19 protein-coding genes are annotated in these 21,391 nt (G+C 60.5%); 12 read left to right on the top strand and 7 right to left on the bottom strand.

The annotated features are described in order from the left end of the window. Positions 1 to 90: 90 nt before the first annotated feature. The 3 genes from KI613_RS10945 to KI613_RS10935 all read right to left on the bottom strand — a co-directional run bounded on the left by KI613_RS10945 (position 91) and on the right by KI613_RS10935 (position 5,776). Positions 91 to 3,564, bottom strand: a complete 3,474-nt coding sequence (locus KI613_RS10945) for an AAA family ATPase (RefSeq protein WP_226399333.1) — start codon at positions 3,562 to 3,564, stop codon at positions 91 to 93. After that, positions 3,561 to 4,805 (bottom strand): exonuclease subunit SbcD, encoded by a 1,245-nt coding sequence (gene sbcD, locus KI613_RS10940; RefSeq protein WP_226399331.1) that lies wholly within the window; start codon positions 4,803 to 4,805, stop codon positions 3,561 to 3,563. The genes KI613_RS10945 and sbcD overlap by 4 nt, the downstream gene beginning before the upstream one ends. 101 nt (positions 4,806 to 4,906) lie before the next feature. Next, positions 4,907 to 5,776 carry a hypothetical protein gene (locus KI613_RS10935; RefSeq protein ID WP_226399329.1) on the bottom strand — a complete coding sequence of 290 codons (870 nt, stop codon included), beginning with the start codon at positions 5,774 to 5,776 and terminating at the stop codon, positions 4,907 to 4,909. Between the two features lie 402 nt (positions 5,777 to 6,178). Here KI613_RS10935 and KI613_RS10930 point away from each other — a divergent pair, with 402 nt between their 5' ends. Beyond that, on the top strand, positions 6,179 to 6,403 hold the full coding sequence (locus KI613_RS10930) for a CsbD family protein (protein ID WP_226399327.1): 225 nt from the start codon (positions 6,179 to 6,181) through the stop codon (positions 6,401 to 6,403). Between the two features lie 55 nt (positions 6,404 to 6,458). Here the strand turns inward: KI613_RS10930 and KI613_RS10925 are convergent, their stop codons facing one another. After that, complete coding sequence (locus KI613_RS10925) at positions 6,459 to 7,826, bottom strand: helix-turn-helix domain-containing protein (RefSeq protein ID WP_226399325.1); 1,368 nt, start codon at positions 7,824 to 7,826, stop codon at positions 6,459 to 6,461. Positions 7,827 to 8,054: 228 nt separating this feature from the next. Here KI613_RS10925 and KI613_RS10920 point away from each other — a divergent pair, with 228 nt between their 5' ends. Genes KI613_RS10920 through KI613_RS10910 form a run of 3 tightly spaced genes read left to right on the top strand, consistent with a single transcriptional unit; the run spans position 8,055 to position 9,387 of the window. Next, a complete protein-coding gene (locus KI613_RS10920) occupies positions 8,055 to 8,393 on the top strand; it encodes a thiosulfate sulfurtransferase GlpE (RefSeq protein ID WP_226399324.1) in 339 nt (112 codons plus the stop codon). Next, positions 8,390 to 8,758, top strand: coding sequence for a hypothetical protein (locus KI613_RS10915; RefSeq protein WP_226399313.1), 369 nt, complete (start codon positions 8,390 to 8,392; stop codon positions 8,756 to 8,758). Before KI613_RS10920 ends, KI613_RS10915 begins: the two co-directional genes overlap by 4 nt. After that, entirely contained in the window at positions 8,755 to 9,387 is a 633-nt protein-coding gene (locus KI613_RS10910; RefSeq protein WP_226399311.1) for a glutathione S-transferase family protein, read from the top strand. The genes KI613_RS10915 and KI613_RS10910 overlap by 4 nt, the downstream gene beginning before the upstream one ends. A 55-nt stretch (positions 9,388 to 9,442) precedes the next feature. Here the strand turns inward: KI613_RS10910 and KI613_RS10905 are convergent, their stop codons facing one another. After that, positions 9,443 to 9,973 (bottom strand): hypothetical protein, encoded by a 531-nt coding sequence (locus KI613_RS10905; protein WP_226399303.1) that lies wholly within the window; start codon positions 9,971 to 9,973, stop codon positions 9,443 to 9,445. Between the two features lie 196 nt (positions 9,974 to 10,169). Between KI613_RS10905 and KI613_RS10900 the strand changes: the two genes are divergently transcribed. Beyond that, complete coding sequence (locus KI613_RS10900; protein WP_226399301.1) at positions 10,170 to 10,769, top strand: DUF4202 domain-containing protein; 600 nt, start codon at positions 10,170 to 10,172, stop codon at positions 10,767 to 10,769. Positions 10,770 to 11,235: 466 nt separating this feature from the next. Here the strand turns inward: KI613_RS10900 and KI613_RS10895 are convergent, their stop codons facing one another. Together KI613_RS10895 and KI613_RS10890 are read right to left on the bottom strand one after the other, a co-directional pair. Further along, positions 11,236 to 13,707, bottom strand: a complete 2,472-nt coding sequence (locus KI613_RS10895; protein WP_226399299.1) for a sensor domain-containing protein — start codon at positions 13,705 to 13,707, stop codon at positions 11,236 to 11,238. 30 nt (positions 13,708 to 13,737) lie between these two features. After that, the gene (locus tag KI613_RS10890) at positions 13,738 to 15,366 is read right to left on the bottom strand and encodes a methyl-accepting chemotaxis protein (protein WP_226399297.1); all 1,629 of its coding nucleotides are present in this window, start codon (positions 15,364 to 15,366) and stop codon (positions 13,738 to 13,740) included. Positions 15,367 to 15,496: 130 nt separating this feature from the next. On the opposite strand from KI613_RS10890, the gene KI613_RS10885 reads away from it, so the two are divergent. The 7 genes from KI613_RS10885 to KI613_RS10855 all read left to right on the top strand — a co-directional run bounded on the left by KI613_RS10885 (position 15,497) and on the right by KI613_RS10855 (position 21,317). Beyond that, positions 15,497 to 16,264, top strand: a complete 768-nt coding sequence (locus tag KI613_RS10885) for a Crp/Fnr family transcriptional regulator (RefSeq protein WP_226399295.1) — start codon at positions 15,497 to 15,499, stop codon at positions 16,262 to 16,264. 276 nt (positions 16,265 to 16,540) lie between these two features. Continuing rightward, complete coding sequence (locus KI613_RS10880; protein WP_226399293.1) at positions 16,541 to 16,864, top strand: BON domain-containing protein; 324 nt, start codon at positions 16,541 to 16,543, stop codon at positions 16,862 to 16,864. Positions 16,865 to 16,986: 122 nt separating this feature from the next. Continuing rightward, the gene (locus KI613_RS10875; RefSeq protein WP_226405655.1) at positions 16,987 to 18,123 is read left to right on the top strand and encodes an ABC transporter permease; all 1,137 of its coding nucleotides are present in this window, start codon (positions 16,987 to 16,989) and stop codon (positions 18,121 to 18,123) included. A gap of 1 nt (position 18,124) precedes the next feature. Beyond that, positions 18,125 to 18,916 (top strand): ABC transporter ATP-binding protein, encoded by a 792-nt coding sequence (locus KI613_RS10870; protein ID WP_226405654.1) that lies wholly within the window; start codon positions 18,125 to 18,127, stop codon positions 18,914 to 18,916. Continuing rightward, positions 18,916 to 19,866 (top strand): MlaD family protein, encoded by a 951-nt coding sequence (locus KI613_RS10865; RefSeq protein WP_226405653.1) that lies wholly within the window; start codon positions 18,916 to 18,918, stop codon positions 19,864 to 19,866. Before KI613_RS10870 ends, KI613_RS10865 begins: the two co-directional genes overlap by 1 nt. Then, positions 19,863 to 20,579 carry an ABC-type transport auxiliary lipoprotein family protein gene (locus tag KI613_RS10860; protein ID WP_226405652.1) on the top strand — a complete coding sequence of 239 codons (717 nt, stop codon included), beginning with the start codon at positions 19,863 to 19,865 and terminating at the stop codon, positions 20,577 to 20,579. Before KI613_RS10865 ends, KI613_RS10860 begins: the two co-directional genes overlap by 4 nt. Positions 20,580 to 20,747: 168 nt before the next feature. After that, the gene (locus tag KI613_RS10855) at positions 20,748 to 21,317 is read left to right on the top strand and encodes a hypothetical protein (RefSeq protein ID WP_226405651.1); all 570 of its coding nucleotides are present in this window, start codon (positions 20,748 to 20,750) and stop codon (positions 21,315 to 21,317) included. Positions 21,318 to 21,391 lie beyond the last annotated feature (74 nt).

The following is a 21,391-nucleotide window of genomic DNA, read 5'->3' as shown; positions in this document are numbered from 1 at the left end:
AGAGATATTATGGTTTGGGATGTTAACCATCTCGAATGTTATTTATTGTTGCAGTCGACTGTGAAGATGCTTCTCACATGCTGACCACCCCTAAATCCTCAACTGCGAATACCCAACCCCGCCGCCTTTTTCCACCCGAATCTGCGCCGGAATTCGTTCCTTCATGCCTTCGACGTGGCTGATGACGCCGATCATTTTGCCGCTGGCGTTGAGGGTGTCGAGGGCGTTGAGGGCGATTTCCAGGGTGTCGGCATCGAGGGTGCCGAAGCCTTCGTCGAGGAAGAGCGAGTCGATGCTGGTCTTGTGGCTGACCAGGTCGGAGAGGGCGAGCGCCAGAGCCAGACTGACAAGGAAGCTTTCGCCGCCGGAGAGGGTACGGGTGTCGCGGGCGACTTCGCCTTGCCAGCTGTCGACGATGTCGAGTTCGAGTTCGCCGGTGGTTTTGCGGCGCAGCAGGTAGCGGCCGTGCAGGCGGGCGAGGTGGCTGTTGGCGAGGTGGAGCAGGTGGTCGAGGGTCAGGCCCTGGGCAAATTTGCGGAATTTGTCGCCTTTGGCCGAGCCGATCAGGCTGTCGAGGCGTTGCCAGAGGTCGCTTTCGGTTGTCTGCGCGGCGATCTGGGCGAATAGCGCTTGCTGGTTTTGGCGGGTTTGTTCGTCGCGGGTGAGCAGGGCGCGCTGGGCGCCGAGTTGTTCGCTGAGTTCGCGGCGGTGGGTTTCGAGGTGGGCGAGGAGGTCGTCGAGTTCGGGCAGCGGCGGGATCGGGTTTTCGACTGAATCGCGCGGTGGTGGCGTGGTTTGCAGGCGGAGCAGCTTTTCGCTGGCGGCCTTGAGGACGGCGGCGGCTTGTTGCTGCGCCAGTTGCCGGGTTTCCTTGATTTGCTGCAGGCGCTGGCGCTCTTCCGGTGGCAGCAGCGCGGCGCTGTAGGCGGCGAGGTCGGCGAAGGGGCTGGTGGCGAGGGCGGTTTGCCAGGCGGTTGTGGCCTCGGTGAGAGCTTTTTGCTGTTGGGCGAGATTGGCTTCGAGTTGCGTCTGGCGGCCTTGTTGGGCGGCGAGTTGCCGGGTCAGGTCGGCTATCGCCTCGGCGCAGCGGGCGAGGGCGCTTGCGGGGTCGTCGGTGATGGTATCGGGATTTTGATTTTGGCCGATATTTCCGGTTGACCGTGGCAAGCTGAGGTCGGCTAGCTGTTCGGACCAGTGCGTGGCCTGGGCCTGGGCAGCGTTGAATTGTTCCTGTTGTTTGACGAGGATTTCGGCGAGTTCGTGGCGGCGTTTCTGGGTTTGCTGCCAGTGCTGCCATTCGCCGTCGCGTTCCTGCAGCCAGGCGGCGGGTTCGGCGGGGATTTGGTAGTTGGCGGCGGTCAGCGTTGCGCCCAGTTTGGCGTCGAGTTCGGTCTGTTCCTGGCTCAGCGTTTGCGCGGTTTTGACGAATTCGGCCTGGCGTAGCTGGCCGGTTTGCGCCGTCTGTTGCAGCAGATTGAGCTGGTTGCTGGCGTTAAGCAGGGTTTGGGCGGCGTCGGCGGCGGTTTTGCGGGCAGCGTTCAGGGCTTGTTCGCCCTGGTCGGCGGCTTGCTGGCGCTGGGCGAGTCGGGCCAACGCTTGTTCGGCGACGCTGCGTGCGGTGGCGAGGGTTTCCGGTTCCTGCCATGCGCTGTCCGCCAGCGGCGTAGCGTTGGCGAGGCCGGCGAGCAGTTCGGCCCACTCCGTTTGGAGGCGGGTCGTTTCCTGCATGGTCTTGGCCTGCTGGACCAGCCATTCTTTTTGTGTGGCCTGCGTGGCGGCTTGTTCGGCCTTGGCTTGCTGGCCTTTCTGGACGAGCGCGTCGAGCGCCGCCTGTTTTTCCTTAAGGGCGGTTTCGGTGGCGGAAACGTCGAGCGCGGCATAGTCGGCGATGGCCGGGTGGTCGTGGGCGCCGCATAGCGGGCAGGCTTCGTCCGGCTGCAGTTGGCGGCGATGCGCTTCGAGGCTCTGGATGCGGCGTTCCTGTTCGAGCAGCTTTTGCTTGTCGGCGACCTGGGCGGCGAGTTCCTTGTGCTGTTCGCGCAGGGCGGTCAGCCCCTTTTCCTGGGCCGCGATCTTTTCCTGAGCTTGCTGCAGTTGCTTGGTTTGCGTCGTTTGTTGGGCGGCCAGTTCGCGGCGGCGCTGGGCGAGGGCTTCTAGTTGTTGCCAGCGATTCAGGCCGGCTTGTTCGCGCTGCCAGTGCTGGCGCAGTTCGGCCAGGGTCTGGCCGGCCAGGCGCTGGTTCTGCTCGGTCTGGGTTTTTTCCAGCGCCGCGTCGGATTTGGTTTTTGCCTCTTTTTCCCGGTTGACCGTGGCAGTCTGTTTTTCGATCTGCTGGGCGGTTTCGGCGAGCTCCCGGACGAGTTGTTGCTGCGCTTCTTGCTGGGTGGCGAGGTCGCGGACCAGTTTGGCTCGCTGCTCGAACTGCTGGCGCCAGACACCGAGGCGTTCGCCGAGTTGGGCGCGTTGCGGCTGGGCGGTGCAGAAGTCGTCGAGTTCTTTGGCTTCGCGCTGGCTTTGTTGCAGGGCTTGCTGGGTCTGGGCGGCGAGCTGGGCGCTGAACTGGCTGGCGGATTGGTGCCGGGCGAGTTGCTCGGCTTGCCGCGTTTCGCGTTCGGCGTGCAGGGCCTTGAGTTCGGCTTCGGTTTGCCGGCAGGCGGCGTCGGCTTGTTGCCATTGCTGGTGCAGCGGTTTGAGGGCTTCGGCCGGTTCGCTGTCGGCGAGTTTTTTGAGCTCCGGTGCGACGGCGGTCAGGGCGGTGTCGGCTTCAATCAGCTTGCCTTCGGCGGTTTTGATTTCCTGCTCGCCTTGCGCCAGATCGAGGCGCCACTGGCGTTGGGCCTGGGTTTGCTGGTGGCGGCGCTGGACGTCGGTGAGTTGGGTGTCGAGGCGGCCGGCTTCGAGCTGCATCACGGCGCGTTGCTCGTCGCTCAGCAGTTCCATGCCGTCGGCGCGGGCTTTTAGTTGGTCGAGCTGGCTTTTGGCCTCGCGGGCCTGTTCAAAAACCTTGCGCGAAATCTCGCCGTAGATTTCGGTGCCGGTCAGTTCTTCGAGCAGTTCGGCCCGTTCGTTGGCGCTGGCGTTCAGAAAGGCCGCGAAGCCGCCCTGGGCGAGCAGCATGGACTTGGTGAAGCGAGGGAAATCGAGGCCGGTGATTTCGGCGATGCGTTTGAGTTTGTCGTTGGTCTGGGTGCTCAGGATGGTGCCATCGACGGTGGCTAGCTCAACCTTGGGCGCCTGCAACGCACCGTCGATCTTGTCGCGCGAGCGGCGCTGGCTCCAGAAAGCGCGGTAGACGGCGCCTTTGACCTCGAATTCCACCTCGGCCAGACAGTCGGCGGTGTGCCGCGTCATGATGTCGTTGTCGGACGCCGAGATGGTCTTCAGGCGCGGTGTCTGGTGGTAAAGGGCGAGGCAGATGGCGTCGAGCAGCGTCGATTTGCCGGCGCCGGTCGGGCCGGTGATGGCGAACAGGCAGTTGTCGGTGAAGGGCGGCTTGGTGAAATCGATGCTCCATTCGCCTTTGAGCGAATTGAGGTTCTTCAGGCGCAGGGTGAGGATTTTCATGCTTCTTGTTCCTGCAGGCTGGCAACGACGGCGCGGTAGCGTTCGTTGAGGGCGGATTGCAGTTCGTCGCCGAGCTCTTCCTGCTGCAGGCGACGGGCGAAGACGTCGTGCGGGCTGAGTTCGTCCAAGGTTTCGCTGGCTTCTGCCGCCAGGCTGGTGACCGCGTTGCCGCGCTGGCGGCGGATGCGCAGGACTTCGACTGGCCAGCCTTCGGTCAGTGCTTCGATGCGGGCCGGCAGGTCGGCCAGGTAGTCGTCTTCGGCGACGGTGACTTCGAGCCAGGCCGGGCATTCGCGCGTGCCTTGGGCGGCTGCGGCGCCGATGGCGCCGGCCAGCGTTTCGAGATTGCCGCTGACGGCAACCAGGCTCTGGAAGCGCGGCACGGGCAGGACGGTGACGGCTTTGAGGCCGTCGCTGTCGAGATCGACGAGCAGCATTTCCTTGGTTTGCTTGGCTTCGTCGAAGCCGAGCGGGATGGGCGAGCCGCAGTAGCGGATGTGTTCGAGGCCGCCGACTTTCTGCGGCCGGTGGATGTGGCCGAGGGCGATGTAGGCGGCCGGCGGGAAGGCGGCGGTCGGGAAGGCTTCGAGGGCGCCGACGTAGATTTCACGGACCGATTCGCTGGTGCTGGCGCCGACCGTAGTCAAGTGGCCGGTGGCGATGATGGGCAGCGGGCGGCCGAAATTCGGGCCGAGTTCGGCGGCGAGTGCGCTCTGGCGTTCGACGGCGGCCGCGAAGACGGCACCGTAATGTTCCTGGATGGCGGTTTGCAGCGACAACTGCTTGTCTTCGGCACTTTGCCCGGCCTGGCTTTGCAGCACGTCGCGCGGGCGGATGAAGGGGACGGCGCAGACGATGCAGCCCGGTTCGCCGTTGCGCTGCGGCAGGACGATGACCTGCGTCGCCGGGTCGGCATGCGTCGCGGCGATGACGGTGGTGCCCAGGTGGGCGAGCAGCTCGCGGCTTTCGCCCAGGGTGGCCGGCGAATCGTGGTTGCCGCCGAGAACCAGCAGCGGGACGCCGGCTTTGTACAGTTGGCCGACGAGCTGGTTGTACAGCTCGCGGGCGTAGGAGGGCGGCGTGCCGGTGTCGAAAATGTCGCCGGCGAGGAGCACCGCATCGACCGCCTGTGCTTCCACCTGCTCAAGCAGCCAGCCGATCAGCGCCTGATGCTCGGCCTGCCGGCTCTTGCCCATGAAGTGCTGGCCGAGGTGCCAGTCGGAGGTGTGGAGGAGGCGCATGCTGGCCGGCTGAAATGGAAAGGGCGAAGTTTAAACGGCAAAGCACCGTCGCCGCAGCGGGCATTGTTCGCCTTCGGCTGGCCGGCGCAGCCTCCGCTGGTCTACGTCGTGCCGGAACTTGCGGTGTAGCGTTCGCTGACAAAACTTTCGACGGCTTGCAGGAAGCTGTTGCCGGAATAATTGCCGGCCAGTTCGCGCGCCTTGGCGAGGAACTCGTCTTCGCCGATCCCGGCGGCCTTGGCCAGGCCGAGCCAGATGGATTGCGGGAAGGTTGTGGTGGCCGTTTCCGGCATGCTCAGGTTTGCTTCCTGCCAGCGCTGCTTCCACTTGTCGGGGATTTCTCCGGCCTGTTCCTGCTGGATTTGCGCCATTGCCGCATTGATCTTTTGTAACTGTTCAGCTTCGCTCAGCGGTGCCTGGTTCGACGCCGGCGTCAGCCTGGCCATGGCCGCAGCGATGTCGACTTCGCGCTGCGCGTCGGCCATCGTCATCGGCGTTTTCCAGCCTTCTGTCTGGACGGCATGGATCAGCTGTACGTAGGGCGTCAGGTTGGTCATGCCTTCAGTGCTGGCGGCACGGGCGGCGTGCATTTCGCTCTTGATTTGGGCGAGGAGCGCCTCATTTTCCGGCAGCAGGGGCAGGTTGCCCAGGCCCGGCGTGGCGCTGGTGCTGCCACTTATGCCCTGGTTGGCCTGCAGGCGGGCCTGCGCTTCGTCGAGGATGTCCTGCGGAAAAACCCTGTTCAGTTCAGCCAGTGCCGCCTGGCGAACGGATTCCGGAACGGCGAACCGGCTTTCGGTCGCAGCCGCCTGACGGGCTTCGTTCGAGATGCTCACGGTCGTGCTTTCGCTGCTCTTTGTGCTAGTGGCCGTAGTTGCCGTGCCCTGGCTGCTTGCCGCGCTGCCGCTCGTGCTGCGCACTGAGTTTGCTGCGCTGGCGCCGTAAAACGATGCGATGGTCGTGATGCTCATGGTTGTCCTCCCGTCAAAATGTTCTGCTCGTAGCGGAGTGCAACTGCAATATCGATGCCATGCTGGATGAATCTCCGGGTTTTGGCGCCGGGCTTTGTCCGGCAGGGAATTTGGGCCGCCGTGGCGGGCCTGGGCGAGGTGAGGAAGAGCGGCAATTTTTACGGTTGACCGGAAAAAAAGCCCGGTTTTGACCGTTGACCGCACAAGCCCCGGCTTGTGCCGTCGGCCGGCGATTTTCGCCCTAAGCGCGAAATCGCGCAGACGGGCTTGGCGCCGCCAACTAGTCTTGGTTTCGCATCCCGGAACGCCCAACAGACATTCCGGTTGTCGTTTCCGATCTGCTTTGTGGTCGGGGCGGGCGCCGGGCAATTTCGCCCGGGGGCCGAATACAAGGAGTCGGATATGAGCTGGGATATTGATGCAGCAGGCTGGACGTCGGTTGGCGTGAAGATCAAGTCGCGTTGGGGCAAGATCAACAACGCCCGACTGGCTGTCATCGACAGCAAGCGTGAAGTTTTGGTCAGCCAGGTCCAGGAACTCTATGAAGTGACGCCTGAAGAAGCCGAAAATCAGGTCGCGGGCTTCGAGAAGCACACCAAGGAACTGCGTCCCAAAGTCGCAGCCTGATCAGCCTTGATGGCCGGGCGACGGCGTTCGCCGTTGTTGTCCGGCCAAGCGCAGGTCAGTTGTCGTTAGGCGGCTTTGCGGCGGCGCCCTTGCCAACCGGCAGGTCGTCGATGAACTGCCGATAGCGAATTTCCGAATGCTTGAGGGCCCGTAGCGCACTGTGCTGTTCGGTCATGTCCATGAGCACCATCCGGCATTCGGTGCCTTCTTCATCCGGGACTGCTTCGACCCTGAGTGTTGATGCCGGGCGTTGCGCGCTGGCCATCAGCGTAATCTCGCAGAAGCCGCTTTTTTTCTCGGCGAGAACTTTGTCGACGAACTCGGTGAAAGCTGCCTGACATTCGGGCGCCAGATAATTGATGAAACGATGCCGGCTTTTCTGCGAGCGCTTGAGACCGAGCAGAATGGCGCCGGCCAGATTGAGGTCGAGGATGTTGCCTTGGGCGTCGAGCGTGAAGTAGCCGATCGGCGCGAAGTCGTAGATGTCGGCGTAGCGCTCGCTGAGCGCGTCGGCCTGGTCGTTGGCTTCGTGCAGCGCCTCGTTGTCGATTTCCAGCTCGATCTTGCGAATTTCCAGTTCATGCAGCAAGTGGGCGGCTTCGCTCGGGTCTTCCGGCGCGCTGTCCGGCAGTTCGCGCCAACGGGCCTCGGCGCGATGGCGCAGGGTAGCCGGGTTGGGGCGCAAGCGGCTGGGCGCATCGATTGTTACGGTCGACCGGAAAAAACGCTCAAATTCCAAATGCACCACGCCATGGCATTCGCAGCCCCGCACCTCGAGCGCCGGCCGGTCGACGACGACAATCTGGCCGCGGGCGTAGCGGATCAGGCCGGCCGCCTGCAGCTTGCCGGCGACGTCGGTGATTGCCTCGCGGCGCAGGCCGAGCAGGCTGGCGATGCGCTCCTGGGTCATGGCGATCCGGTTGTCCGGTCGCCGATCCAGACAGAGCTGCAGCCAGCGGCCCAGTTGCTGTTCGACGCTGTGGTGCCGGGCGCAGAGCAGGCCCTGTGCGGTCTGCACCATGAGCGCCTGGGCGTAACGCAGCGCCATCTGCTGCAAGCGGCCGCCCTCGGCCAGTTCCCAACGCAGGGTTTCGGCTTTCAGGCGATAGGCATGGCCGGCGCCCTGGACGACCAGCTTGTGGCTGGACAGTTCGTCGCCGAGAACCGCCGAGATGCCGGCCAGACCTTCGTTGCCGACCATGGCCAACTCGGTGGCAGCGCCTTCACGGGTGGTGGCGATCAGCGAAATGACGCAACTGGTCGGGAAATAGACGTGGCTCAGCAACTCGCCGGCGTTCTGCAGGACGCTGCCGTCCTCGAGTAAAACGGGTTCGAGATCGTCGTGCAACCGGGATTGCTCGGCCAGGCTCAGACCGGCCAGAAGCTGGTTCTGCCGTTGATCGGGCCGTGTTGCGGTAGGCATGGCGCTCCTTGGTGGGCTGCCGGTGGCAGTCGGGACAGCCTAACCGGAAAAGCGTCGGCCGGGGACGGTTGATTGTGGCGGGGTTTTGCCTTCGGAGATTGTCGCGAAGGCGACAACTCCGGGTGCCGGGATGCCGGCGAAGAACCGTAAATCAACGTTTTGCGCGATTCCGGCGGGTGGCATTGCTCTTGCATCGGAAGGTTTATTGCCTTTTTCCCGCCGCCCACCATGAACACCGTTGAAAAACCTGCTTTTCGCTGCATTTCGGCCAGTGAGGCCATCTCGTTGCTGCGCGGTGAGCCGCCCCCCATCGTTTTTGACGTGCGCGACATGGCCAACTACCAGAAGGCGCATCTCGATGGTGCCGCGCATCTGTCCGAAGATCGCCTGCTGGCCTGGATGAAGCGCCTGCCGAAGGAGGCACCGGTGGTGATCTATTGCTACCACGGCAACGCCAGCAAGGTTTTCGCCCAGATGTTCATCGATTTCCGCTATTCAAAAGTGTTCAGCGTCGATGGCGGCTACGAGGCGCTGGTTGCCGCCCAGGCTGGTCCGCTGGCGGCATGACGGCAGCGCGTGTTCGCGACTGGGTGGCGACGCATGCGCTGTCGCCGAGCGATGTCGATTGCGCCACCACGGTCATGCTCAAGATCCTCGACGGCAAGTGCAAGATGGGGAGCGTCGACAAGATCGTCATGGAGGCGCTCTACGACGCCGTCAAGGACCGGCCCGGCCAGCGTTTTGGCGACGAGTTCCATGCCTTGATCGCGGATGCCCGGCGCGAGTCGAGCGAGGCGCTCAAAAATTTCATTTACGAAACCCGCGTGCTGGCTGAAACAACGCTATCCCGCCCGGTGATGAAGGCCTTCAAGGCGATGATCCGCGCTGAAGGGTTGTTCGCTGGCCTGGTGCTTGAGGAAGAAACCGAATGACCATGAAGTTCTACATGACGCCGGGTTCGTGCTCGACCGGCATCCACATCCTGCTCGAAGAATGCGGCCTGGTCTTCGAAGCCTACGTCGTCAATCTGCTGGCCGGCGACCAGTACAAGAAGGACTATGCCGCGATCAATCCCAAGGGTTCGATACCGGCGCTGGTCCTTGACGATGGCACGGCGCTCACCGAATTCTCGGCCATCGCCTGGTGGCTGGCGCGCAATTACCCGAAGCGCAAATTGCTGCCGGAAGCCTTGAAGGATGAAGTGCAGGTGCTCAGCGTCATGAACTACGCCGTGCATACGCTGCACACGCAAGGCTTTGCCCGGATTTTCACTACCGAGCGCTTCGCGCCGAGCAGTTCGGACCACGAGTCGGTCAAGGCCCAGGGCCGGCAGATCATCGACAAGGCTTTCGCCATCGTCAATCGCGAACTGGCCGGGCGGCAATACGTTGTTGATCACTTCACGATCGCCGATGCGGCGCTGTTCTACGTTGAGTTCTGGGCCGATCGCATCGGCATTCCATTGCCGGAAAACTGCGAGGCCCACTACCGGCGGATGCTGACCAGGCCGGCTGTGCGCCAGGTGCTGGCGGAAGAGGGCTACGCTTCGGTGCTGCGTTGAAGGCGGATTCGGCCAACCCGATCGAGAAACCGGGCTGGCCGAACAACTGCGGCGATTAGCGGCGAAGCTTGCGGACGCAGCCGTGGCCGTTGAGCTGGAAGGTGTTGAGGTTCTTGTCCGGACAGAAGCTGATGCTGCCTTCGCCAACAACGTCAATGGTTGCGCCGTAGAAAATGCCCGTGCCTGAGCGGATTTTGGTCATGTGCTCGGTGACCGAGAAGGCACAGGGATTGCCGTCGGCATCGGTGTCGAGGACACCGGTGACCTGGGCTGTATCCTGGTAAGTCTGGAAGGATTCGAGGAGTTCGAAGACGGCGGTATGGTTCAGCGTGCTGGCGCCGGTCGTAGTATCCGTCGCGGTGACTTTGCCGAGCAGTGCGCCGCAGTTGTCAAACACTTCGCGACCGTCGGCGGTAACCATGACCAGGCAGACCTGGCCGACTTGCCGGGTTTGGGAAACATTCATCGTCGTCACGCGGCCGGTCACTGTGGTGGCGGTATAGCCGGTCGGGCATTGTTGGGCATGGCCCACGGCGGGCAGGCAAGCGAGTGCGGCAAGTACGGACAAAACCAGTCTTGAGTGCATGTGTATTCCCTTGTTTTTGGATGGAAGCGGAGCGGCGCTTTCGACAGATATGCGCCGTGCAAGAGTATATCCGCATGTGCTATGCGTTGTGGGTGATGGTTCAGGCCGGACCGCGACACCAGCGCTGGAAGTAAAAACCCCTGTTACATTGGCAGGGCTTTTCAACCTGAACAAAACACGCTGCCACGAGAATTCAATGATCGCCAACCCGGAACGTTTCAACAAAACCATCGCCCTGTTTGATGCCGCCAACGCGCAAGACCCGAATCAGGATGAAGGGCTGCCGAAAGAGCTGCTTTACGCCCAACGCATGACCGAGATGATCGGCCGCTTTGCGCCGGATGCCAGCGAAGTCGCCCAACTCGCCGTGCGCGCCCAGCACATACAGCGGTGGACGGTGCCGCGCAGCAGCTATCCGCTCGGCAAACCCGGCTACTTTGCCTGGCGCACCGGGCTTTATAAATTCCACGCCGAGACAGCCGGCAATTTGATGCGCCAGGCCGGTTACGACGAGGCGATGGTAGAGCAGGTCAAAACAGCGATCAGCAAGCAGGACATCAAGACCAACCCGGATACGCAGATGCTGGAAGACGTCAGCTGCCTCGTTTTCATCGAGCACTACATGCTGGGCTTCGCCGGCCAGCAGCCTGATTACACCGAAGAAAAATGGCTCGGCATCATCCGCAAGACGTGGAAGAAAATGTCGGGTACCGCCCAGACTTTCGCCACAACGGGCGGCATCAAGCTGCCCGAGGCACTGGTGCCATTGATCCTGAAAGCGGTTGGCGAAGGCTGATCGCTACGGTCAACCGGAAATAATGGCCAAAATTGAAATCGCTTTCTAGCCGCCGTGGCGGCTCCGGGAAGCACTAGGCTCGACGGTCATCGCCCGGTCGCGGCTGATTTCGGCGTTCCGGCCGAGAGGGGTCGCGCACGCCGCGACCGCGCAAGATCAGCGCCGGCACCCCGATCAGAAATGCCAGGATGAGTGCCGCAAGCACGTATTGATTCTCGAAAATTACTTGTAGCACTGAACGCTCCGTTGGGCTTGTTGCTACTGCTGTCTTTGCTTCGAAATGCGCTAGGGATGAAGCTTGCCTGCCGATCATTGGCATTGATTGAAGCCGATGGCTGTCGCATGAATGGCGAGTTGCGAATGCCACCGAGCCTGTATTTATTCTAGGCCATTGCCGTGCCGATGCGCCAATTTGAAAGATGAACGGCCAGTCGCCAGTACTTTCCGCAAACCGATGCGAATGTTTTTACTGAATCGGCATCGGAACCCGCGACGCCAGCAGCTCGAAGTCGTCGAGCGCTAACGGACGACCAAAGAAATAGCCCTGATAGGCATGGCAGCCGGCAGCTTCGAGAAAGTCGCGCTGCGCCGCCGTTTCGACACCTTCGGCGATGACCCCCAGCCCCAGACTGTCGGCCAATGCAACAACGGTTCTGGCGATTGCCGCATCATTCGGATCGATAAGAACGTCGCGGACAAAGGACTGGTCGATCTTCAGCTGGTCGAGCGGCAGGCGTTTCAGGTAAGAGAGCGAGGAATAGCCGGTGCCGAAGTCATCCAGCGAAAAACCAATGCCCTTGGCTTTCAGCGCAAACATCTTCTCGATGATGTTTTCAACGTTATCTACCAGAAGGCTTTCCGTCAGTTCCAGTTTCAGGCGCGACGGATTTGCCCCGGTACTTTTGAGCACGGACAACACCTCGGCCACAAAGTCCACCTGGCGGAACTGCCGCACACTGACATTCACGGCAATCGTGAGCGCGTCGAATTCGGCTTGCCCGGCCCATTTCGCCAATTGTTTGCAGGCGGCCTCCAATACCCAGTGACCCAGCGGCAGGATCAGGCCAGTTTCCTCGGCCAAGGGAATGAAGTCGGCCGGCGATATCATGCCCCGTTGCGGATGCTGCCAGCGCACCAGTACTTCGGCGCCAATCATCCGCTGCTCGCTCGTCACCTGGGCTTGGTAGTGCAGGAGAAACTGCTGGTCATCGAGCGCCGTCCTGAAATCCTTTTCGAGGGCGGCGCGTTCCCTGACCGCGATCTCCATGGCCGGGTCAAAAAAGTGGCAGGTATTGCGGCCCGCCGCCTTGGCCTTGTACATCGTGAGATCAGCCTGTTTCATGAGGTCTTCACTCGAAATCCGCGTCCCCTTGAACAAAGTGGCGCCAATACTGGCCGTGCCGCGATGAATTGCTTCGTTAAGTCGATAGGGCAGGTTGAGCGAGGCCAGGATGTTTTCGGCGATGGCTTCGGTGCTCACGGCGGCCTCGGCCTCGCTCGCGCTCAGGCTGGACAGGATGATGACAAAATCATCGCCGCCAAGACGGGCGACGGTGTCCACCTCGCGTACACAGGATTTCAGGCGTTGTGCCACCAGTGTCAGAAACGCGTCGCCAATGACATGGCCCAGCGTATCGTTCAGCGTCTTGAAGTTATCCAGATCGACAAACAGCAGTGCGCTATATCGGCCACTACGGCCACTGGACGTCATCGCCTGCTTCAGGCGATCGAGCAGGAGCGTCCGGTTTGGCAAGCCGGTCAGCTGGTCGAAAAAGGCCAGTGCTTCGATCTTTTCTTCGGCTTTCTTCTGCTCGGAAATATCGTAATGGCTACCAATGTAGTTGGTTACACCACCATCGGTGCCGACAACTGCTGAAATGGTCAGCCATTTCGGATAGACCTCGCCACATTTGCGCCGATCCCATACCTCTCCCTGCCACCTGCCCGTACGGCGGATGGTTTCCCACATGTCACGATAAAAGTCTTCACCATGACGACCGGACTGGAACAGCTTCGGTGTCCGACCGACGACTTCGTCAACTGAATAACCACTGCTCTCGGCCATTGCCTTGTTGATTTTCAGTATGCGGCCATCGGCATCGGTGACCAACATTGCCGTATCCGAATCGAAGGCGGTGGCGGCAATACGGAGTTCCGTCTCGGCACGTTTACGATCCGTAATATCGAGGATCAGACCAATCGTTTCGAACGGTTTTCCATGCGCATCCGGAACTGCCGTGACCAGCAGGTCGACCCAGAGCAGGTCGCCTTGCCTGGAAAGATAGCGCTTTTCCATTCGATAGACGTCGCGTTTTCCGTCTTGAATCTCTTCCAGAAAGGCGCGTTCGGCAGCCAGATCGTCAGGGTGGGTGAAGTGGCCAATATTCATTCCGACCAGCTCGTGCCGCGTGTAACCCAGCAAGTGAGCCAGGCATTCGTTGGCTTCAAGCAATGTCCCGGACAGGTCGGCTATTGCCAGACCGGTATAGGCTTTTTCGAATACATTGCGAAAACGGACTTCGCTGGCGTGAAGCGCTGCTTCGGCCAGCTTCCGCGCGCTAATGTCGCGGACCATGATGACAATGGTCCAGCCGTCTTGCAAGAGTTGCGCATGACGCCGAATTTCGACCCAGACCGCAGCTTCGTCTTTGCCGAAGCGCTGAGTTTCCAGTGGCGTGGCATCCGAATGACCGGTGATGAGTGCATCGTAGGTCTCTTCAAGTTCGGCCCGCGACATGCCTGCCAATACCCAGGGTTCGATGGCGATAAGTTCTTCGCGTACCTGGTTTCGGAAACGACAAGCCGCATCGTTGACATGTATAAGCCGCATGCTGGCGCGGTCGACAATGAAAATTCCATCATCGATGGCTTCCATGGCCGCGGCAAAGCGCTGCAACTCTTCCTCACTACGCTTTTTGCTCTTGTTGCTCCTGGGCATTGTCAGCCGCTCCAATTTGCGAGGGCGGCATTAAACCTGAAAGCGGCCGATCTGTGCTTTGAGTCCCTGAGCAATCAATTCCAGTTGATTGGCAGTTTCCGCCGTGCCACGGATGGTTGAGGAGGTTTCTTCGACCATCTGGGCTATGGTTTCGACGCGCTGCGCGATGGAGGTACTCGCTGCACTCTGTTCCCGGGTGGCATCGGCCACTTCGCGGACTCGTCCAAGTGTACGGCCGGCGCCTGCTTCAATGGCGCGCAGGGAAGCGGAGGCCGAACCGGCCAGTTCCACACCATGCTCGACCTCCGGCAGCGCCGAGTTCATGGCCGAGACGGCGCCGATGGTGTCTTTTTGAATGCCGACAATCATCTGCTCAATCTCGATAGTGGCCGATGATGTCCGTTCGGCAAGCTTACGCACCTCGTCCGCCACCACGGCAAAACCGCGCCCTTGTTCGCCGGCGCGAGCCGCCTCGATGGCGGCATTGAGTGCCAGCAAGTTGGTCTGTCCGGCAATATCCTTGATGACATTGGCGATTGACGAAACCTGCTTGGTCCGGCCTTCAAGTTCGTGGATTTGCCTGGACGCCTCGGCAACGGTCGAAGCAATTTTCTGGATGGCGCTGGTCGCCTGTTCGACCCGCTGACTGCCTTCGCCCGCTTCGGTCATCGCGGTCAGTGAATCCTGCTCAGTTTCGCTGGCGCTCTCGGAAATATGGGTGGAGCTGACCGTCAGCTCTTCGATGGCGGCGGCCATGGCCGATGTCGCATCGGACTGGTGTTCGGCGGCGATGCTGACTTCCCGGGAGGCGAGGCTGATCTGCTCGGCGTTTTGTACCACCTGATTGGCGCCGACATTGATTTCCTTGACCAGTTCGCGCAGCGAGGTAACCATGGTTCCCAATGCATGAAGCAGACTGCCATCTGGCCGGTTGCCGACGGCTGCCGTCAAATCACCTGCGGCAACCTGTTGCATGACGGCCGTTGCTTCGGCCGGCTCACCGCCGAGTTGTTGCAGTATGCCGGCGCTGACTCGCCAGCCGATCAGGCTCAGCACCACGAGCAGGACGAAAGAAATGCCACCCAACGATAGCGCGCCTTTCCAGTACTCGGTTTCGACATCGTCTATATAAATGCCGGTACCCAGCACCCAACCCCAGGGCGTGAAACTACCGGCATAGGAAAGTTTCGGTTCGGATTTCTGTTGCCCAGGTCTCGGAAAAACGTATTCGACAAAGCCGCCGCCCCGCTGGCCTGCTGCAATAAGCTCTTGAAAAATCAGTTTGCCGTTGGTGTCCTTTACTTCCATTGCATTTTGTCCTTCGGACGCCGGCTTGGGCGGCATCAGGACGTAATTGGCGTTGGTATCGATGATGAAAAAGTAATCACTGGTGTCGTAGCGGAGCCCGCGCAAGCTCTCCCGCGCCGCTTCCTTCGCCGCATCCGCCGATAATTTTCCGTCCTCGGCCAGCTTGTGGTGGTAAGCCAGTGTCCCCAAAGCCACTTCTACCAGATTTCGGGTTTTTTGCTTGCGATCATCGAGCATCGTGCCCTTGAGCTGGAACAAAGCGGCAAAGCAGAGCACAATCAAACCGATCAGGGTCAGGCCAATCAAAATCTGCATACGCGTCGAAATACGCATGTTATTTTTTTGTTTCATTTCGCGTTCCAATTAAATTTGTAACTAATGCTATTTGCAAGCTTGAAGCCTGTCTGTCCGGAACCGTACATAACATTAAATTGGTTTAGTTCATGATGTAGTCCCCACACGCCCGCGTCGGCATTAAATCATGTCATCTGCATTACGCCAACATCATATAAATGACTTGCTTGTCACCTTGTCGCCTGAAGAGATTACGCGGCTGAGTCCCAGCCTTGAGTTGCTCTTGTTGCCGCCGGGCCTCTGCCTCTATGAACCGGGAACCCCGATTCAGTATGCATATTTTCCAACCAGTGCTGTCATTTCTCTGCTCTATGAAATGGACGATGGCGCCATGGTCGAGATTGCCATGGTTGGCAATGACGGAGTGGTCGGCGTTGCGGCTGTCCTGGATGGCGAGAGCACGCTGAGCCGGGCTGTTGTGCAGAACCCTGGATACGCCTACCGCTTGGCAGGAGAGCATCTGAAACGCGAATTCCAGCGCGGCGGCCCGCTGCAAAAAACACTATTGCGCTATACCCAGGCGTTGCTGACAGAAATGGCGCAAACGCTTGTTTGCGTCCACCATCATTCGCTGGAGCAGCAACTATGTCGCTGGCTGCTCATGCGTTTCGACCGCTTGCCCATCAACTATCTGGAGCTCTCCCAGGAGTCGATCGCCAATCTGCTCGGGGTGCGTCGTCCGGCGATTTCCGAGATTGCAGTCAGGCTGCGGAAGGCTGGGTTGATACATTACGGACGTGGTCGCATTGCCTTGCTTGATCGGCCGGGAATGGAGAAGCGGGCCTGTGGGTGCTATTTCATAATCAGGACAGAGCAGGATCGACTGTTGCGGAAGGCGAAAGGACTGAGCCTTGATGAGCAACCTGTTGTCGCCTCAATCGATCAAGCAAGCTAAATCCCAGCCTGTAGTTCATTCATCTCGCCTTCCTAGCACTATTGCTCGGAAGATCGTGAATATCAGGTTCTAAGCTTGGACCTTGCCCAGACGAAACGCATCCGTTCGGCAGCGTATCAATAGCGCCACGTAGCAGGCGGGATGGTCGGGAAAAATGCGCGCTATGTATGCCGCCGCACAGAAGAGTCGGCCGATGGAGTGATAAATCACCATTACGACAACTGGCAAGTATCTGGTTTTATGGCCGTCGTACTTTTCAATCCTCAAGGACTCATCATGAACAACAAACTCACTGCAAGCGTTCTCGTTGCCGGCCTGTTTCTGCTGCCGGTAACCGGCTATACCGCCGATGCCGAGAAGTCCTCGGCCACCGAATATGTCAAGGATTCGGTCATTACCACCAAGATCAAGGCTGAACTGGCCGCCGAAAAGATGTCGAGCCTGGTCAAGATCAACGTCGATACCGACAAGCATGGCATGGTCTTGCTGACCGGCAGCGCAGCCAGCCAAAGTGCTGTGGACAAGGCTGTTTCAATTGCCAAGGGGGTGAAAGGCGTTACCTCCGTGAAGAATGAAATCAAGGTCGTGGCTGACAAGTAAGGAAGCGCTGCCGCCTGGGGCTACTTTCGGCCACAGCGGCGCATCATGCAGGCTCGCCGACCGTGGAGCTTTGGCGCTTCGCCTGTTCAGGTCTATCAATCGACGGGCACTATAGGCGAGGCATGATGCTTATTCCGCTAGCACAGGCTGAAATCGCCCGGACGACCCCACAGGAGCTCGTGGCATCAGGCTCGTGGACGGCGTATGGCATCGGCCAGATCGAAGCGCAACTCAAGGCCTTGTCAGCGCCTTCTGGCTCAACGATGGTCATTGATGCTTCGCGCATCGAGGCCTTTGATTCGGTTGGTGCCTGGATCATGGAAAAGCTGCGCCGCCGGCTGGGTGAGGAATCTGTTGGCGTCGATATCCGGCTACTTAAGCCTGAATTCGCCAAACTGCTGGAAGTCGTTGGTCAGGAAGATATCCATCAGGCAGGCACCGCCAAGCAGGATGCCATTCCGGCCCCGAACTGGCGCGAAAGTCTGGGCCGCGACACGGCGGCCGCTTTTGAACAAGGCATGGCACTTCTCGGTTTTATCGGAGAATGCACCTTCGCCTTTGGAAAATGTCTGGCCGAGCCGAAACGTCTCCGCTGGCGTACCGTCCTCTACAACATCCGCAGCGCAGGCTTCGATGCCATGCCCATCGTCGGCCTGCTTTCCTTCCTGCTCGGGATCGTCGTTGCCTACCAGGGGGCTGACCAACTCCGTCAGTACGGAGCGAATATCTTTGTCGTCGATCTGGTCGGCCTCTCGATGCTGCGCGAGTTTGCGCCGCTGATCACCGCCATCATTGTCGCCGGCCGCTCGGGCTCGGCCTACGCCGCGCAGATCGGCACCATGGCTGTGACCGAGGAGATCGACGCCATGCGCACCATCGGCATCGCACCGCTGGAACTGCTGGTACTGCCCAAGATCATCGCCATGCTCATTGTGCTCCCGCTCCTCACGGTGTTTGCCGACGTCCTTGGCGTCTTCGGCGGCATGCTGATGGCGCGCGCCCAGTTGGCGGTCAGCTACGTCGAATTCCTCGATCGCTTCGCCAAGACAGTCAGCGTGACCGCTTATCTGATCGGCCTAAGCAAGGCACCGGTGTTTGCCGCCATCATCGTCACGGTCGGCTGTTTTCAGGGGTTTCGCACGCATGGCGGTCCGGACAGTGTCGGTCGCCAGACCACGCGCAGCGTCGTCCAGGCTATTTTCCTGGTGATCGTCGCTGACGCGCTGTTCTCGGTGGCCTTCAGCGCGCTGGACCTCTGAGATGACAAGCCTGGCTTCCCCAGACAATACCGTCATCGAGATCAGGCAACTGACGACGCGTTTCGGCGAGCATGTTGTCCATGCCGGACTCGATCTGGTCGTCCGCCGGGCCGAGATCCTGGCGCTGGTTGGCGGCTCGGGTTCCGGGAAATCGACGCTGCTCCGCGAAATCATCCTGTTGCATCAACCCGAGTCGGGCGCCATCAAGGTGCTCGGTGTTGACCTGGAAAATATCAGCGATGCGGCCGCCCTGGCCTTGCGCCAGCGTTGGGGAGTGATGTTCCAGAGCGGTGGCCTGTTTGGTTCGCTGACGATCAAGGAAAACGTCGGCCTGCCGCTGCGTGAGCACACCGGACTGAGCAACGCTCTGATCGACGAAATCGCCGACTGGAAGCTGGCCATGACCGGCCTCGAGCCGCAAGTCGGGGCGCAATATCCGGCTGAACTGAGCGGCGGCATGATGAAACGAGCCTCACTCGCCCGTGCCCTGGCGCTCGACCCGGAACTGCTCTTTCTCGATGAACCAACTGCTGGCCTCGACCCCGAAAGCGCCGACGAAATCGACCAACTGATCAGAAAGCTGCGCGATCTCTTCGACCTGAGCATCGTCATCATCACGCACGACCTCGATCTCCTTTGGCAGGTCTCCGACCGTGTTGCCGTGCTGGCCGACGGCAAGGTGCAAGGTCTCGGCGCGATGTCCGAGCTGGCCGGGATCGACTTGCCCGCCATCCGGAAATTCTTCGATGGCCCGCGCGGGCGGGCGGCGCAACAACAGACCAGGATGAAATGATGGAAACAAAAGTAAATTACGCCGTCGTCGGCGCCTTCGTTCTCGTCCTTGGCGCCGTGCTGGTCGCAGCGCTTCTCTGGCTCGCCTCGGGCGGTGCCTTCCAGAAGAAATACGATCTCTATCTGGCGATCGAAGACGAATCGGTCGCCGGTCTGAACCTCAATGCGCCGGTCAAATACAACGGCGTCGATGTCGGCAAGGTGCGGCAAATCGAGCTCGACCCGAGCAATCCAGAGCGGGTAAACCTGCTCTTTGCCATCGAGCGCGGCACGCCGATCAAGGAGGACACGGTAGCGGTCCTCAAAACGCAGGGCCTGACCGGCATCGCCTATGTCGAACTAAGCGGCGGCACTGACCAGGCGCTGCTGCTGCTTGCCGCAGAGGGCAGCGAATATCCGGTAATCCGTACCAAGCCGTCGCTCAGTGCCCGCCTGGAGAATGTGCTGACCAGTGTTCTGGCCAAGCTCGACAGCACCTCGAACAACATCAACGCCATACTCAGCGTCGAAAACCAGGCGGCCTTCAAGAGCACCCTGGCCGACCTCGCCAGCCTTGCGCACACCCTGGCTGCGCGCAAGGAAACCATCGATGCCGGCTTGGTCGATGCGGCGCGGACGATGAAGAACTCCGCACAGGCTAGCGCCGGGCTCGAGCCGCTGATCGTCCGCCTCGGACGGAGCGCTGACGCCGTCGAGAAGATGGGTAATGAAGTGGCCAAAACCAGCGCCAGCGCCGGCAAGACCATTAACTCGGTAGGCGGTGACGTCAACCGCTTTACGGCGGAAACCGTGCCCCAGCTGGAACGTCTGCTCGGCGAACTGAGTGTGCTGACCACCTCGCTGCGCCGCCTCAGCGAACAAACCGAACGCAATCCTTACGGGCTGCTGCTCGGCCACAAGCCGGTGCCGGATGGACCGGGAGAGTCGTCACAAGGAGCACGGAAGCCATGATCAGCCCATCGAACAACTGCTTGCGCCGGCTGGGTGGCGCCGGACTTTTGCTGTTACTGCTCGGCGCTTGCGGCATTCTTGATACGACCAGGGAGGCCCGTCCGGCCTTCTATTCGCTTTATGGGGCACGGCCCGGCGCCATTTCATCGATAGCCGCACCGCGGTCGATCTCGGCACCGACCCTGATCGTCAATCCGCCGCATGCGGCGCCGGGGTTCGACAGCCACCGCATCATCTATGTCCGTGAGCCCCACCAGCTGGAGTATTTCGCCCGCAGCGAATGGATCGACACGCCGGCCCGGATGATCGCCCCAAGCATTGTCGCGGCGCTCGAAAATACCAGCGCCTTTCGCGCCGTCGTCATGACGCCCAGTGTCGCCGCCGGCGACCTCAGGCTCGATGTCGAAATCCTGCGTCTGCAGCATGAGTTTGGCAGCGCTCCCAGCCACGTTCGCTTCACGCTGCGGGCCTACCTGGTCGACAACGAAACCCGTCAGGTCCTTGCCTGGCAAGAATTCGACGAGACCGTGGCGGCGGAACAAGATGCCCCCTACGGCGGCGTCGTCGCGGCCAATCGTGCCGTACAGAACGTCATGGAGCGCCTGGCCAGCTTTTGCGCCAAAGCCGCAGGCATCTGGGCACCAGCCGACAGCAAGCGCCACAAAGCGGGCGAATTGCCGCTATCCGGCCAATCTATGGCCAACCCGAATTGATTCGTGGTCGTTACATCGGCGCATCGCTACTGGGCACGGACTTTGGCATCGAGTTAAGTGCGATACCGAACAGAAGGCGTTGATTTAAAGGCGGACAGTGAAGGTAGATAAATCCTTGGCCAGGAACGACTGGCCGGGGTTTGGTGTTGTCATAAACGGACCAAGATCATGTCCTACCGTTTCCTTGTCTGTCTGAGCCTTATGTTGGCTGCCGCGCTTGTCGCTGGCTGCACTGCGCTGTTGCCTAAATCAAAATCCGAAACCGAAGCGCCGTGGAAAACCTTCGAGGAGGTCAAGAAAACCTACGACAGCATTCAGCCGGGAACGACGACGCTGCAAGAGCTGAAGCAGCTGGGTTACGACCCCTTCGTGAACAAGAATGTGGCTGTCCTTCACTACAGCGACGTGCTCGGCAAGTACGCACCGAACGCGGTGCGCGACGAGTTTCTTGAACCCGGTCTGCGTGAGTGTCTGCAATCCTCGATCCGATGCAGTGCCTTCGCTATCGAATACCGGCAAAGCCGCCGTACCCGAGTCGGAAATTTCTTCCTCGATTTCATCAACTACGAACGCCGTACTGAAATTACCGGTTGGCGTTTCGGTGCAGTTGTTGTCGTTGTTGGCGAACGCGTCGTGTACAAGTCATGGAGTGGGGTGCCCTCGATCAGCGAAGTTGAGGAAACGAAGAATCCGCTCGGGCCGGTTCAGGAAAAGGGAACGTCACTTTTCTTCCGCTGATTGTTCGGAGCTTGCCAGGAAGTGGCTCAATGGCTTGGTGTCCATCACGCGTGTGCTCCAATGCGTGGTGACTG

It is taken from the genome of Ferribacterium limneticum (genome assembly GCF_020510585.1).
Lineage (GTDB): Bacteria > Pseudomonadota > Gammaproteobacteria > Burkholderiales > Rhodocyclaceae > Azonexus.
This window is presented reverse-complemented; position numbering and strand designations above follow the sequence as displayed.

Bases quoted from the DNA above. Each gene is read 5' to 3' on its own strand.
- KI613_RS10945 (WP_226399333.1), bottom strand. From the start codon at position 3,564: ATGAAAATCCTCACCCTGCGCCTGAAGAACCTCAATTCGCTCAAAGGC.
- sbcD (WP_226399331.1), bottom strand. From the start codon at position 4,805: ATGCGCCTCCTCCACACCTCCGACTGGCACCTCGGCCAGCACTTCATG.
- KI613_RS10935 (WP_226399329.1), bottom strand. From the start codon at position 5,776: ATGAGCATCACGACCATCGCATCGTTTTACGGCGCCAGCGCAGCAAAC.
- KI613_RS10930 (WP_226399327.1), top strand. From the start codon at position 6,179: ATGAGCTGGGATATTGATGCAGCAGGCTGGACGTCGGTTGGCGTGAAG.
- KI613_RS10925 (WP_226399325.1), bottom strand. From the start codon at position 7,826: ATGCCTACCGCAACACGGCCCGATCAACGGCAGAACCAGCTTCTGGCC.
- KI613_RS10920 (WP_226399324.1), top strand. From the start codon at position 8,055: ATGAACACCGTTGAAAAACCTGCTTTTCGCTGCATTTCGGCCAGTGAG.
- KI613_RS10915 (WP_226399313.1), top strand. From the start codon at position 8,390: ATGACGGCAGCGCGTGTTCGCGACTGGGTGGCGACGCATGCGCTGTCG.
- KI613_RS10910 (WP_226399311.1), top strand. From the start codon at position 8,755: ATGACCATGAAGTTCTACATGACGCCGGGTTCGTGCTCGACCGGCATC.
- KI613_RS10905 (WP_226399303.1), bottom strand. From the start codon at position 9,973: ATGCACTCAAGACTGGTTTTGTCCGTACTTGCCGCACTCGCTTGCCTG.
- KI613_RS10900 (WP_226399301.1), top strand. From the start codon at position 10,170: ATGATCGCCAACCCGGAACGTTTCAACAAAACCATCGCCCTGTTTGAT.
- KI613_RS10895 (WP_226399299.1), bottom strand. From the start codon at position 13,707: ATGCCCAGGAGCAACAAGAGCAAAAAGCGTAGTGAGGAAGAGTTGCAG.
- KI613_RS10890 (WP_226399297.1), bottom strand. From the start codon at position 15,366: ATGAAACAAAAAAATAACATGCGTATTTCGACGCGTATGCAGATTTTG.
- KI613_RS10885 (WP_226399295.1), top strand. From the start codon at position 15,497: ATGTCATCTGCATTACGCCAACATCATATAAATGACTTGCTTGTCACC.
- KI613_RS10880 (WP_226399293.1), top strand. From the start codon at position 16,541: ATGAACAACAAACTCACTGCAAGCGTTCTCGTTGCCGGCCTGTTTCTG.
- KI613_RS10875 (WP_226405655.1), top strand. From the start codon at position 16,987: ATGATGCTTATTCCGCTAGCACAGGCTGAAATCGCCCGGACGACCCCA.
- KI613_RS10870 (WP_226405654.1), top strand. From the start codon at position 18,125: ATGACAAGCCTGGCTTCCCCAGACAATACCGTCATCGAGATCAGGCAA.
- KI613_RS10865 (WP_226405653.1), top strand. From the start codon at position 18,916: ATGGAAACAAAAGTAAATTACGCCGTCGTCGGCGCCTTCGTTCTCGTC.
- KI613_RS10860 (WP_226405652.1), top strand. From the start codon at position 19,863: ATGATCAGCCCATCGAACAACTGCTTGCGCCGGCTGGGTGGCGCCGGA.
- KI613_RS10855 (WP_226405651.1), top strand. From the start codon at position 20,748: ATGTCCTACCGTTTCCTTGTCTGTCTGAGCCTTATGTTGGCTGCCGCG.